Annotated in this window: 4 protein-coding genes and 3 pseudogenes; 6 read left to right on the top strand and 1 reads right to left on the bottom strand. The window is 65.3% G+C overall.

Annotation, left to right across the window (positions count from 1 at the left end):
* Positions 1 to 80: 80 nt before the first annotated feature.
* On the top strand, positions 81 to 1,190 hold the full coding sequence (locus AB0I54_RS42740) for a lectin (protein ID WP_363301772.1): 1,110 nt from the start codon (positions 81 to 83) through the stop codon (positions 1,188 to 1,190).
* 36 nt (positions 1,191 to 1,226) lie between these two features.
* On the opposite strand, the pseudogene AB0I54_RS42735 reads toward AB0I54_RS42740, so the two are convergent.
* Positions 1,227 to 2,064: pseudogene (locus AB0I54_RS42735) on the bottom strand (IS5 family transposase).
* 807 nt (positions 2,065 to 2,871) lie between these two features.
* On the opposite strand from AB0I54_RS42735, the gene AB0I54_RS42730 reads away from it, so the two are divergent.
* The 5 genes and pseudogenes from AB0I54_RS42730 (at position 2,872) to AB0I54_RS42710 (ending at position 13,958) form a co-directional block, all read left to right on the top strand.
* A complete protein-coding gene (locus AB0I54_RS42730) occupies positions 2,872 to 3,108 on the top strand; it encodes a hypothetical protein (RefSeq protein WP_363301771.1) in 237 nt (78 codons plus the stop codon).
* Positions 3,109 to 3,302: 194 nt separating this feature from the next.
* Positions 3,303 to 9,557: a hypothetical protein gene (locus tag AB0I54_RS42725; protein WP_363301770.1), complete on the top strand. Its 6,255-nt coding sequence runs from the start codon at positions 3,303 to 3,305 to the stop codon at positions 9,555 to 9,557.
* A gap of 61 nt (positions 9,558 to 9,618) precedes the next feature.
* A pseudogene (locus AB0I54_RS42720) lies at positions 9,619 to 9,770 on the top strand (regulator); the annotation flags it as partial.
* Positions 9,771 to 10,439: 669 nt separating this feature from the next.
* The gene (locus AB0I54_RS42715) at positions 10,440 to 12,068 is read left to right on the top strand and encodes an ISAzo13 family transposase (protein WP_363301769.1); all 1,629 of its coding nucleotides are present in this window, start codon (positions 10,440 to 10,442) and stop codon (positions 12,066 to 12,068) included.
* A 653-nt stretch (positions 12,069 to 12,721) separates the two neighbouring features.
* Positions 12,722 to 13,958: pseudogene (locus AB0I54_RS42710) on the top strand (IS110 family transposase).
* Positions 13,959 to 14,710 lie beyond the last annotated feature (752 nt).

Genomic DNA, 14,710 nt, shown 5'->3' with positions numbered 1-14,710 from the left:
CCCTTCTGCTGGATGAACCGGATGAACACCCTGTGCGTTGCCGGGGATGACAGGACCCGTTTCGGTATCGCTGCCACGGAGTGCTCGACTTGATAACCAGCAATCAGGAAAGACGTGTCGGCCGGACGATCGGCGCTATTCTGGCCGGGGCCGGTCTGGTCCCCCTCGCCGCCTGCTCCAGTTTGTCCACGCCCGAGGCCAAAGGGCCCGCCAATACACCGGCGGAGAAGAGCAACAGCGACTACGTGCAGTTGGATGTGTCCGCGGCCCTCCCATCCGCCCCTTCCGCGCAGACAGCGACCGCGTCACCGTCTCAGCCCGCGATCGCTCCCCAGGCCCAGACTACGACCGGCGCCATCACCGGGCTCGCAGGCAAATGCCTGGACACGGCCCGGGCAAGCTCTGCCGACGGCACCCCCGTCCAGCTCTACGACTGCAACGGCACCACGGCCCAGCAGTGGACCATTGGTAGCGATGGAACCATCCGAGCCCTGGGCAAGTGTCTTGATGTGACCGACGATTCCACCGGTGACGGTGCCAAGGTGCAGTTGTGGACATGCACCGGTGGTGCCAACCAGAAGTGGACGGTCAACGCCGCACAAGACATCGTCAATCCTCGGGCCGACAAGTGCCTGGACGTCACCGACTACCAAAGCGCCGACGGCGCTCCCGCTCAGATTTGGACATGCACCGGCGGCGCCAACCAGAAGTGGACGGTCAACGCCGCACAAGACATCGTCAATCCTCAGGCCGACAAGTGCCTGGACGTCACCGACTACCAAAGCGCCGACGGCGCTCCCGCTCAGAGGTGGAGCTGTTCCGGCGGCACCGACCAGAACTGGAACGCCGTCCATGCCGAGCAGAAGACCAACACGTGCTGGGCGACGCACTACGGACCGGAACCTTCGGGCGCGCTGACGGCCAACGGAGAGCTCTTCGACAACGACGCCGACACTGCGGCGACCTCGCTGAGCCGTCAGCCGCAATTGCCGTTCGGCGCCCGCGTACGGGTGACCAATGTCGCCAACGGACAGTCCCTGGTGGTCCGGATCAACGACCGGGGTACGTATGCGTGGAGTCCTCAGGAACCCAAGTGCCTTGACCTCACGGACAGTGCGTTCAGCCGACTCGCAGGACGCCTGGACCCGGATGACGGTCACATCGTCGTCGTCGAGGAGGTTCTGGACTGAGAGGGCGTTTGATGTAAGCGAATTGCCGTTTATTTCCTAGTAGGTTCCTCGCCAGGTGGGTGTGGTCTCGTCCGTTATGCGTTTGGTGAGGTTGTCGATCGAGGCGATGTGGATCATGGTTTCGGAGCTGGCGGGAAGGGTCTCGTAGTCGCGGGCGAGACGGCGATGCATCGTGATCCACCCGATACTCCGCTCCACTACCCAGCGCCTTTTGACGACATGAAAGCCGCGGATTTCAGGGTTTCTGTTGACGACCTCGACGTCGATTCCAAGCTGCGCCCCGTGCTCGATGACGGCGTTCTTGAAGCCGGTGTCGACCCAGCTCTTGGAGATGGTCGGGTAGGTCTTCTTGGCCTGGTCGAGCAGTCGTATTCCTACGGCGTTTTCCGACAGGCTTGCGGCGGTGACGGTCACGGCCAGGAGCAGGCCCGGCGTGTCGGTGATGATGCCTCGCTTCCTGCCGACGATTTTCTTCCCGGCGTCCGTTCCCTAGCTGGTCAGGGGCACGTTGGTGGAGGTCTTCACGCTCTGGGTGTCGATCACGGAGGCGGTCGGTTCGGACTTGCGCCCCTCCTTCACGCGGGCCAGGCCGGTCCGGTCGTAGTTGAGCTGGGCGAGGATTCCTTCGTCACGCCAGGCGGCGTAATAGGCGTATACAGTGCCATGGTTGGGGAGTCGTGCGGGAGGTATTTCCACGGGATCCCCGTGCGGTTGACGTACAGGATTGTGTTGAAGACATCGCGCAGTTCGACCTGGGCTGACTGGCCGGTGGGTCTGCGATCGAGTCGGGCTTTCCTCCAGGCGGATAAGGTCGGTTCGATCAACGCCCATCGGGCGTCGGACAGGTCGCTGGGTACGGCTTCCGCTGGCTCACGAAAGGGCTCCTGCACGAACAGCGCCACCGACAGCGTTACTTGAGCAGTTGGGCGTTTCTGTGGCGTCCACAGACCAGACGGAATCTGGGTTCGAGACACGGAGCAAATGGGCACCGAGGTCGGAGCCTGGAAGGCCGTGAAACTGCATGTAGGGCGCAAATCATCTCAAAGGGATCAGGCCGCAAGAGCGACCATGTCCGGGAAGTGGTGGCCGTCCGGAGGTGCCCAAGATCGAGATCAACTACCCCCGGCTTGGGTGAGGGCCCCGATTCCGGAAACCGAGTAAGTGACCGCACGGGTGTGGGTGTGAACCTGAAGCCATGCTTTTGCGTTGATGGTTGGTGCGACCAGCCAATTCCGCGCGCCGCCCAGCAAAACACCGCAGCGGATGGGTTGGCCCTTGGATGGCAGTCAAAGGGGACACCATGCTACGGATTACACGTCGTTCAGCTCCGGCCCCAACATGTTTCTCCTCGTCTTCCGTGCAAGGGCCGACGCGGTCGCGGAGCTGGCGGGCCAGTTCCGGTACCCCACCGACATCGCGGTCGGCCGTCGGGGATATAGGGACCGGGACATCCAGCCCCCCCGGCAGCGGATCGTACGCAAGGGGCATGGCCAGAGAGCTGACGAAGCGGTCGGCAGACTGGTACGTGGGCCTCGCAGGCGGCAGCGCCCCGTGTCGCCGTCCGGCTCCTGCGACCATGGGGGAACCGTCGATTCCGGTGGCTGTCCCACCCGTTGGGGGCGACGGCCACCCCGGCCCAGAGACCGGGGGCCTTTCGGCCTCGCACGCTGAGCGCAATTCCATGACGGCTTTCGGGCCTCTGGCCGATGAATCGGCTGAGTTCTCCGAGACGTACGGCAACGAGGGGTCACGCCGCGGCGCCGCGCACGCAATCTGCACGAGCCGGAAGCCGGTGAACGGCAAGACCCCGCGGCCGGTTTCCGGTGTGGTCGCCGAGAGCGCTCCGCAGAACGGTCGGCACGGCGGCGTGCTGTACTGCCTGCTTTCGCTGGGGCGGCACCGGGGTGGCGAAGCCTGATGTCGGTGGACCGTCCGAGAGGCAAGAGTCGCGCGGTGGACGGGACCGGGAACGAAGCCGCCGTCGGGGACGCCGGGCAGCGAGCAAGTGAGGCCTCCCCGCCCGTTGCGATCGCCGTACCTGTCCTGGGAGATCCACTGGACCTGGACCCCATGGTCCGCTCCTGCGGCGTACCCCGAGGCGGGCTCGCCGACGTGTCGAAACTCATCGAAGAGCTGAGACAACACGTGGCGCAGGCAGGCCACCAGCTGTCCGACGACGTCTGGGAGGCGCTGCCGGAGAAGCTCCTCCTCAAATACCGCTATCTGCTGGGCGACCAGGAGACGACGCAGGGCGATCACGAGACGACGCAGGGCGGGCTGGTGGTCTCGCTGGGACCGGTCGAGGCCCTGATCACCCTGGACCCGCGGCAGCCCCATGAGGTGACCACCCCTGCGGTATCGGCGGATTCGGCCTCGGGGGGCTGGGCCGCGGGCGAAACCCTTAACGCTACCTTCCAGACGGGTGCGCACGTACAATCCCACTCCGGCACAACTGGGACGACCCGGGTCACGATGGGGGGGTCGTTCCCCCTTGTCGTGGTGCCTGTCCGGATCGGCGCAGGCCTGTCCATGGTCACCAACGAGTCCCAACGCTCTACCCATCACCTGGTCGACGCCGAGGCTGGGCATGTTGAGGACAGCCGGGGAGATTCGACGCCTGTGGCGTACGTGCCCCACTGGTCGTTCAAGACACGTGCCAACACGGGCCAGGAGTGGGCTTCGCTCGACCCAAACCGGGTTGCGCCCTCACCGAACGCCAGGCTGGTGCTGTGGCTGCCCAACCACTACCTGGGGCGGGCACCGGCCGATCAGATTGTGTGGAGTGAGGCCGACAGCAAGCGGATGCCGCCGGTCTTCTACGCCTCCGGGCTCACCCATCTGCCCGCCCTGTACGACGAGATACTGAAAGCGCTGCGAGCACAGGGCCTGAAGCTGGACATCGGGAGCATGCTCACCGACGAGCTGCGGCAGAAACTGTGGAATCATGACACTCATCTCGACCAGGCCGTCAACGATAAGCACGGCTACCGTTTCACCCTGCACGACTGCGGACGGCCCGTGGCCGAGATCGAAGTGCACACGCGCCGGCAGCGGCTGAACGACAGCACCGAGACGGCGCGGGTCGGCGAGACCAGTAACAAAGCGCATATCGAAAATGTGCGGACGGCCATCGACGGCAACGGCGGCACCCACGCCTTGAACCACTCGAGCACGCTGAGCGGAAGCGTTGCTGTGGACCTCGTTCCCCACGGAGTACCTGCACTGACACTGGGCGTCACCGCCGGCCCGAGCTTCACCTGGTCCAACTCCGACAGCCTCAGCGCGGGTCGCACGGGATTGTCGGTGGCGGTGACCCGCTACACGGGCTACACCGCCGCACACCTGGTTGCATTCACGCACTACGGCCTCGTCGCTGTCCGGGGCAGTGATACCAAGAAACGAACCGGTGAGGTGACGGGCCAAGCCCTGGTGCGCCTGCCCGAACCCGCAGCCTTCGCCCACGGATTCCCGGTGGACCGGGCTGCGCTCGGGAACGGCCTCGACAACTCCCAACCCCCGGAGGCGCCTGCCGTATCCGCTGAGGGCAAGAGCGAGGGGTTGGCCGTAAAGGGCGACAGCGTCGAAGACCTTCGGCGGCCCACGACCGTGCGCGCCCGTCCGGAAGAGCTGCGTAATGCGGGCCGTCGCCCCGAGGACCCTGACACGAAACCGCTGCCGGATCTCATCGCGAACGGCAAGGGCATCGGGTTGGGCATGCCCGAGATCGAACAGCGGACCGTCGATGCCGTCTACGCCGCGATCCGGCGCGAGGTCGAGAAGTACGGCTTCCTGCCCCCGGAGGACAACCCGTTCAAAGGACACGGCTCACTGGCCCATGGGCCCGACCTCGACAGTCGGATGACAAACGAGGTACTGCTCCGGAAGATGGTCTCCCGGAGCGGCTTCGAGGTGCATTGGGAGCAGATGCACCAGGACGGGATGACCTTCACCCTCCGCCGCCGCCGGGGCTTCGCGAAGACCGATTTCGACATCGACTCCGCCAGAATCACGATAAAGGCGCGACCAAACTCCAAGAAATCTCCGAGGTTCAAGCACAGCACCAACGAGTACCACTCGGTGAACCTGGCCATGGGCATGGACACCGCCCAGCAGTCGGTCGGCGGCAGCAGCAAGATCGCGTTCGGAGCAAAGTTCCGGGCGGCACTCAGCAAACACTTGTTCGTAACTCCGTTGAGTGTGGAGATGCAACGCACCATCGGCGCCACCAATGCTGTCGGTTCCCTCAACAGCCGGCCCGAACTACTTGAATACGCCGGCCCTCTTGACGAGTTCGAAACGCCCAGCGACATCATCGCAACCATCGAGTACCAACACAGCGGCCTGCAGGGACGGCTGCGGCGCGGCATACGCAACCCTCCTCCGATCACCCTCCCCGACCAGAACGTGCTCGCCCGTGTCGTGCCACTGAACGGCGGCGTATCGCAGCCTTCGGCGATTGCCCCACCGCCACACATCCTCGACAACGCTGTCGTATACCACCTGGACACCACAGGCGTCCGCGCGGCATCGACCGCCGCGCTGTGTGACCTCGCCGGCCCGTCCGCCGAGGCGGACGCCGCGCTGAACTCCTTCGCCAGCAACATCGTCATGCGCGGGCACGCCAAGGAGATCTTCTCCAAGGAATACACAACGGACCAGCCCTTCGCCTCGGGGATGGTCCGCGACACCCACGGCGCAGTGGACATCTCCGGAACGATGGGGAAAGCGACCTTCATCGGCGCCACCGACGGTAAGTTCGTGCTCGGCAACATCAAGCTGTGGCTGGCGCAGACTGCCCACAAAGACACCTCGTCGTGGGGCATCAACTGGGGCCAGCTCGACATCAGTGCGGGGGACACGGGAGGGCCGACCGCTGAGACCGGCGGGGTGGACCTCAGCCATAACTTGCAGTGGAACACCTCGGCCGACCACGGGCGGACCGGTGGCAAGGAACTGATCCAACTCGACTTCCATCACGCCTACGCGTATACCATGCCTGCGTCGTTCACCATCAGTAGTCGGCAGGAGAAGCACGCCAAGCTGCTGCCCAGCAGCCATCGGGACAGCCGGCTGACACTGGACAACAAGACGATGCACTTTTTGCTGTCCGAGCCAGAGGCACTGAGGCACTACGCCGACGGCACGCTCCCGGTCACAGACGTCCAGCTGGCCAAGGCGCTCAGCCGCTGGGAGCAGGGAGAGCTGAGGCTCAGCGGCAATGTGGCAGCCGGCGTGCTCACCCGATGGACGACAGAGCGTCCTGACCTGCCGGGCACCGACCGTCCGGCGCTGGCGCGGCTCCTGTCCCGACTGCACGCCAGCGGCGCCTCACCGGTAATGGACCCCGCGGTGCGCGACAAGTTCAACGCCGCCTTCCCGGACGATGCAAGGGTGGATCCGTCAGCGGGCCGGGAAGAGGGGTTCCGGCTGCCGGAGTACCTGACTCGTGAGGACCCCGGAGGCAAGGGCCTGGGCCACAGCGGCTTCACATCCCTGACCTATGATAACGGCAAGTCCACTTACCAGATCGTCAAAGAGGCCGTCGACAAGGCGGCGCCGGGCCTGCTCGCCGCCGGAGCGGAGCTGTGGACTGCCGACGGCCGGGTCGTCGGCCGGATGCAGGGCGGCATCGACGCCCTGCAGGGACTGCTGGCGCGTGGCCGGGACCAAGCCATGTGGCAAGACCTGCTCCCCACGAACGGCCGATCGTTCTACCTCGTCAACCCGATCGGCTGGCTGCTCTCCGACATCGTGGAGATCAACCTCTCCGACGTCATGCGCTTTCAACGGTTCGACGACTTCAAGCCGGAGACCGGCCTGGAGAACTACGGCCACGGCTACGTCAGTACGTCCGTCGGCCGTTCCAAGGACAACGTGCAGTCGGTCACGGTGGGAAAGCAGAACGCGGGAAAGACACACGGCTCGGAAACCGCTGCACTGAAACTGTCCACGGGCCGGCACCGGGGCACCGACCGGGCGGAGACTGCGGTCAGCGAGCAGACCGTCTACGACTGGGGCGGCCACTACACCGCAAAATTCCGCCATCGTCTGACGGTGAAGGTCCGACGCATCGGTATGGGCGGACGCCCACTCAATGACGTCCTGGCGAACTCCTACCGTGGCCTGACGGGCCGAACCGAACAACTGACGGTCACCGAGCACGGCTCAATGGACCTCCAGGTGCCCAAAGCAATCGCCGAGTCGGCGCCCTTCGCCGGACCGTCCCCGCTGAGCTCCCCAATCCCCCTGCCCCCGTGGCGCAAAGAAGAAGGATCCACCATCGTCGAGGTGATGATGGACGGCCTTCTGCCGGAGGCCCGACGGCTGCTGTTGAGGGCCTTCGGGCGTAAGGCTGGCGGCATCAACAAACGGGTAAACGCCTCGCTGGACGTGCTCCTGTCGCGGTCCCACCTGACGAACCATCTGCAGGAGTCCACAGGCGCCGCGGGCTGCAAGCTCGCCCAGGACCTGTTCATGCCGGGACATTCCTCGAAACGCGCCACACTATGGCTGAAGGGCGAGTTGTACGACCTCGACGTGATCGCCCCGATCGACGGCAGCGGCGCCGGCCGTGTCACCAAGCACGAGAGCGGCACCACGGCGTTCAACTCCACTGACCTGTGGCATAGGGAATTCAGCGTGTCGGGGTCCGGCACTGGAGGGCCCCACTGGCACACGGTGCCCTCGGCCGGCGCAAACAGGGCCGACCCGTCGGGTCAGTCGAGCGGAAACACCGACAAACACCGCGGTGAGCAGTTCGTCAAGCCGCAGGGCCGTATGTACCTGGTGCGCTTGCGCGCCAGGTGCACTTTGACCGCCGAATTGGAAAAGCGCCACTGGTTCCGTAAGCCGACCCCGCTCGGGAAGTACGACAGTGCCCCAGTGACAGGCGACGTATATGCCGAACTCTCAGAGGGGGCCGTCGACGACCTGCGTGCCCGGCTCAACGGGACCGAGAAGAGGACCGTCAAAGGACAACAACACTGGAACCCTCTCACCCGAACCGCCGCGTTCGACCTCGGTGCCCTGCTGGACGCCGAGGCACAGGTGGCCGGCGTGGACGTCTCCCGCGCTCACCTCTCCTTGGCGCGCACGATCCGCGCCCAGGCCGGCCGGGACGTTGACGGGCTGGCTCTGTCCTTCGACCCAGAAGACGCCACCCGACGTATCCGCCGCTCCGTGCTGCAATGGGCCAACACCCTGCGGGTCCAGGGGCGGTTCGCCCAAGTCCCGCTTCTCCCGGAAAGCGTCGATGACCCCCGCTGTGACGACGTGATCCGGTCGCTCAACAACATGCCTTTGCAGGGGTCGGCGCCGCATGGGCCCCTGCGGCTCCCGCCGCAGGCGTCCCTGCTCGACATGGACCCGGTGTACCTGGCACGGAAGCTCGCACTCGAGATGAAGGTGTGCGTCACCTTGGACATCGCCCGTCCGGACGCGCCGTCACGGTGGTGGATAAGCCCGGACGGTCGTGTCCACGCCTTCGACCCCGCATCCTTCGACGACGCGACACTCACGGCCGACGTCGCGCAGCAGAGAGGACTCCTCCCGTCGGCATTGCGGCCGAAGGTGGACGCCCTCCAGCTCAGCGCCGCCGACTTGGGTACGGTGTACCGCACCTCCTGGTCATGGGCCCGGACATTCGAACAGGCGCTCTCCGCCGAGATCGATCAGCGTCTGGCCTCACTGAGCCCGGAACTGCCGGAGCTCTTTGACCGGGCTTGCCAGGCCGACGGCCGCCATCGCCAGGAGCTGGAACGCTTGACGGAGGAGCATGCCACTGCTCAGCAGGCAGCCCAACGATCCCGCAAGGACATCGAAAATGTCCGTCAGCGGCTGTACGAAGTGAATCAGAGCCGCAGAGCGATCGCTGAGGGGACGAAGGCCGACGCCGTGCAGCTCCTGAAACTCGAGGGAGAGGCGTGCGCGCTGGAGGCCGGCCAGAAGAAGCTGGAGGAAGGCCTGCTGATCCTCCATGAACGCGAGGACGTGCTGGCCAGTCAAGTCCAGACGAAGAAAGCGGAGCTCCGTGACATCGTGGCGTGGTTCGACGATGTGCGTGACCTCACTCGTGCCAACGTCGTCGGCCTGCGGGCCGAACGTGTGAACAACGCCATGGTCACCGGCAACGAGATGTTCGGTTCACGCCAACCTACCCTCGCCAACGTCGCACGGATCACTCCGGTACCGGGTCGAGCTGGGCAGACGTCGATCCTGAACGAGCGGGGTGAGCTGCTGGCATCCCGGGCAGGGGCAGCTGACCGGGCGAGGCCGCAGGACTCACGGAGTCCGGTGGCCGGGGCAGTTTCATCGGCGAGCGGCCCGATGGGGCAGGCCTGCGAGCCCGCGAGTCAGCGAAGCAGATAGCGGTGGGTCTCCGTCCAGTCACCGCCCTACCCGGCCGGGACACGGCAGGGAAGCGCCCCTGGGTCCGCCTCAGCAACGTGCAGCGCTCGCGGCCCTTCTGCTGCGCGGCCGGCCCGTTGGCGTCGCTGAGCTGGTCGACGCGCTGTGGGGCGAGGAACAGCCTCGGATCCGGTCGCGATTGTGCGTACGTACGCGTCGCGGTTGCGCAGCGTACGCGCGTGGCCGAAAGACATAGAGGCACTCCCCGTTGAACCCTCTACGTGTGCGATGCGTAGTAGCGGACAGTCCATCATTCGAACGCTGGAACGAGTGCGATCATCTTCCAGCCGTCCGTAGGGACTTGCAGTGCACGCGATAAAGGTTATTGCCCTCCCGGCAATGCAATTATGTCGACCACGTCCTTAACCTCTTGGCGGTAAGGGACGTCGGCCGCCGCCATGACACACGAGCCAATTAAAGCGGCATAATCAGAGAGGACTTCATCGTGGCTGGAATTAAGCAACCCGTCGGACATTCGGTAACGACTCAACGGGAGAAGGCTCGACTGGCGGCGGCTCAACAGAAGGCAGCAGCGGCGGCGGCTCAACAGAAAGCAGATGAGAGGGCTCGACAGAAAGCAGAGAAGGAGGAGGCTCGACGGAAATCAGAGGAGGAAAAGGCTCGACGGAAATTGGAGAAGGCTCGACGGAAAGCTGCTGCGTTGCGGTCTCCAGGTTCTGAAATGGAACCGCTGTTAGAAGAATATCGAGCACAACAGTGCAGTGGAATAAAGACCAACAGTGCTCACCAAAATTCCGGCCATACTAAGGCTTTAAGGCGGTAACCTAAGGACTTGCAGGGAATCAAGGTGTTGCTTCCCGTTCGGGAGATCGTTGGTGTGGTATGCGCATCCCGGACGAGGCACGTGACCAACTCGCTGTGAAGTTCGCAGTGTTGCTCCCGCATCTGGACGAGCGGCAGCGGCGGCTGTTGATGGCCGCGGAGGCGCGTGCCCTGGGACATGGCGGCGTTCGGGCCGTCGCGCGGGCGGCCGCGGTCAGCGAGACCACGGTCCGCAAGGGTGTGTTCGAGCTGGAGGCCGGTGAGGAGCCGTTGGGCCGGGTGCGGCGTCCGGGCGGAGGCCGCAAGCGGGTCGCGGATCTGGATCCGGGGCTGCGGCCGGCGCTGTTGGCGCTGGTCGAGCCGGATGTGCGGGGTGATCCGATGTCGCCGCTGCGGTGGACGGTGAAGTCGACCCGCACGCTCGCGCGGGAGCTGACCCGGGCAGGACATCGAGTCAGCGCGGACACCGTCGCCGGCCTACTGCGGGAGGAGGGCTTCAGTCTGCAGGCCAACGCCAAGACCATCGAGGGCAGCCAGCATCCGGACCGGGATGCCCAGTTCCGCTATCTCAACGAGCAGGCCCGCGAGCACCGGGACTCCGGCCAGCCAGTGATCAGCGTGGACACCAAGAAGAAGGAGCTCGTCGGCGCGTTCAAGAACAGCGGACGGCAGTGGCGGCCCGCGGCCGATCCGGTGCTGGTGAACGTCCACGACTTCGCCGACCCGCGGCTGGGCAAGGCTGTCCCCTACGGGATCTACGATCTCGCGGCGAACACTGGCTGGGTCAACGTCGGCACCGACCACGACACCGCCGCATTCGCAGTGGAATCGATCCGCCGCTGGTGGCATGACCAGGGCCACAGTGCCTACCCCCAGGCCACACGTCTACTGATCACCGCTGACGCGGGAGGCTCCAACGGCTACCGCACCCGGGCCTGGAAGCTGGAACTGGCCGCCCTCGCCGCGGAAACAGGGCTGACCATCACGGTGTGCCACCTGCCGCCGGGAACTTCGAAATGGAACAAGATCGAGCACCGGCTCTTCTCGCACATCACCATGAACTGGCGCGGCCGTCCGCTCACCAGCCATGAAGTCATCGTCAAGTCCATCGCCGCGACCACGACCCGCACCGGACTGCGCGTGACTGCGAAGCTCGACACCAACAACTACCCGACCGGCGTCCAGATCGGTGACGCGGAAATGGCAGCCTTGCCGCTGACCCGGCACACCTTCCACGGCGACTGGAACTATGCGCTGCATCCCCAACTGCACCCAGTCATCCCTGCGGCCCGGGTCCCGCAGACGACGACCGCGGACTGGGACCAGGCCCTGCTGTCCGACCCAACACTGACCGGAATGTCCCAACAGCAGCTGAACGACCTCACGGAGACGTTGGCCGCAGACGGCGACATCAGGCGCGGCCGCCCGCCCCGGCTCGCCTTTCCCGAACAGGTCCTGGCGGCCGTGCTCCACCTACGGGTCTCCCTGGCCGCGGAACCCCTCGCCGTGCTGTTCGACAGCAGTCGGACCGCGATGCACCGAACCCTGCTGAAGATCAGGAGACTGCTCAAGGCGCACGACATCGTCATTCCGTCGGCAGCCACCCCACCCGCTGCCCTCGCAGTCCTCCAAGCTCGGGTTCGAGCCCAAAGCAGTAACCCCAACAGCAAGATCAAGACGACGTGTTAATGATCTGCAAGCCCTTAGCCCTTCCCAGCTTTTGGGATCCCGGCCTAATGTTTCGTGATCCGGTTCGTGCCAGTTCGAGTTGTTATTGACGAGCTTCTTCACACTGGTGGCGACGAGCCGGACCTTTGCGAGGATCTCGCCGGTGGTCGCGGTCCAGTTCAAGGGTCTCTGGTTCTGGTTCCAGGAGTCGATGTAGTCACGGATCTGTTTGACCAGGACGTGGACGCTGGAGAACGTGCCGCGACGGATCGACTGCCGGGTGGTGAACCCGCACCACATCCAGGGCTGATTCAAAATGCTGGTGATCTTGTAGCGTCGCTGGTCCCGGCGGAATTGGACGGGGCCGCCGCACTCCCGGCTCCGTATTCCGACTGGATCCAGGTCGCTCCCACCGACCGCCTGCCCCTGCAGTCCTAATGGGAGCTGCCGGGTCGGAGAGACTCGGTGCCGTAGCCGCCAACAGGTGAGCACTCACCAGCCCGGAAGCATCCGACTCCCGTGGTCAGACCGTGCCCCGCTGGCCGGCTGGAAGGCCAGACCGCTGATGGGGTGGGGTGCCCGCCGAGCAGAGCGTGAGCACTGGATCCATGAGGGAGCGTGCCGCGTCTTCCGCAGGCTGCACGACAAGTGAACTACCTGATTCGGGAGGAAAGTTGCTGCTGATCGGCGATGACTGGGCCGAGGACCACCACGATGTCGAGGTCCAGGACGCAACCGGCCGTGAACTGGCGGTAGCGAGACTGCCGAGGGCGTGGAGGGCATCGCCGAGCTCCACGAACTCGTCGCGAAGCACGGCGGCGACGAGCTCGGTCCCGACGAGGTGATCGTCGGCATCGAGATCGACCGCGGCCCGTGGGTGCAGGCCCTGCTCGCTTCCGGCTACCAGCTGTACGCGATCAACCCGCGGCAGGCCGCACGGTTCAAGGAACGGTACGTCATCTCCGGCGCCAAGAGCGGCCAGGGCGACGCCACGCGCTCGCTGGCATGGTCCGCATCGACCGCGACCGGCTGCCGGCCCGTCGCCGGGACAGTGAACAGGCCCAGGCCGTCAAGGTCGTCGCCCGCGCCCACCAGACTCTCATCCGGGAACGCACCCGCACCCTCCAGCGGCTGCGCAACACGCTGCGCGAGTACTTTCCCGGCGCCCTGAACGCCTACGCAGGCCTGGAACTGACCAGCACGGACGCGCTGGAACTGCTGATCAGGGCGCCCACCCCCGCCGCGGCGGCGAGCCTGACCCGTACGCAGATCACCGCTGTCCTGGCCCGGCACCGCCGGCACAACCGGAACGCGAAGGCCGCCACGATCCAGACCGCGCTGCGCGAGCAGCACCTTGGCTTGCCCGAGCCGGTCACCGCCGCCTACGCGGCCACTATCACCACCACCGCATAGCTGCTGATCGCTCTGAACGAGCAGATAGCCGACTTGGAAGCACAGGTGAAGGCGCGTTTTCTTCTGCACCGCACCCGGACGCTGAGATCCACCTCTCAATGCCCGGCATCAGAGTGATCACAGGCGCCCGGGTGCTCGCCGAGTTCGGAGACGACCCCACCCGCTACACGTCCGCCAAGGCTTGCAAGAACGATGCCGGTGCCAGCCCCATCACTCGGGCACCGGGCCTCCGGCAAGAGCCACACCGTCCAGGCCCGCTACGTCCGCAACAACCGACTCGCCCACGCCCTGCAAGGCCAGCCGTTCTCCGCCCTGAACGCCTCACCCGGCGCCCGCCGCTCCTACGACGAACAACGTGCCCGCGAGGCGGGCTATAAGCCCGCCCTCCGACATGTCGGCAACCGCCTCATCGGCATCCTCCACGGCTGCCTCAAGTCCCGCACCCTCTACGACGAAGCGACCGCCCGGTCACACCACGCCCACCGCCACGCCGCCTGACACCAAACGACATGGGGTGTCAGACCAGACGCCGAACCGTGACCGGGGCAAGCGCCACTTGGCCCTACCCCAGTCGCGGTTCGGCTGCTTTCGTCTGAACCATCGCAACCTCGGTCACGTTGACCAGAAAAAGAGCGCCACTCCATCCAACCAGCCGGAGAACTCCATGCCACCCAACACACAGGCGACACAACAGGCCAACCACTCAGAGGGCAACAAGCAACAAGAGGCGACGATACCGCCACGGCTTAGGCGTTCAGCTGTGGCGCTGCCCCCAAATGCGGGTCCTTCAGTTCCACAGCCTGATGCTGAAGCCCCCTCGGCCGTGGGGGCGAATCCTTCGGATAGGATACCGCCACGGCTTAGGCGTTCAGCTGTGGCGCTGCCCCCAAATGCGGGTCCTTCAGTTGCACAGCCTGATGCTGAAGCCAATTACCGTCTGCGTCCGGCGGCATGGCATGCACGACAAGACACCGTTGCCCAAACAGCCGCCCAGATGCCGGTGGAATCGCCCACCGGGCTGCCAGGAATCAACGAGGCTTTCCCTGAAATAGGCGCCTGGGAATGGAACCTCCATAAGGGAGATGTCCCCCTCTCCGCCACTGCAGCGGGGAAATGGTATACCGATCAAAAGCGGAACAATCCGTCGCTCAGGCGCTAGTGTCCTGCGCCAGAGATCCGTCGGCAGAAGCGGGCGAGGGAGTCGAGGATCTCTTCGGCGGTCTTGGTCCAGATGAACGGCTTGGGGTCTT

The organism is Streptomyces sp. NPDC050625 (genome assembly GCF_040654755.1).
In the GTDB taxonomy this organism is placed as follows: Bacteria; Actinomycetota; Actinomycetes; order Streptomycetales; family Streptomycetaceae; genus Streptomyces.
Note: the sequence above shows the minus strand (reverse complement) of the source record. Positions and strands in the feature narration are given on the sequence as shown.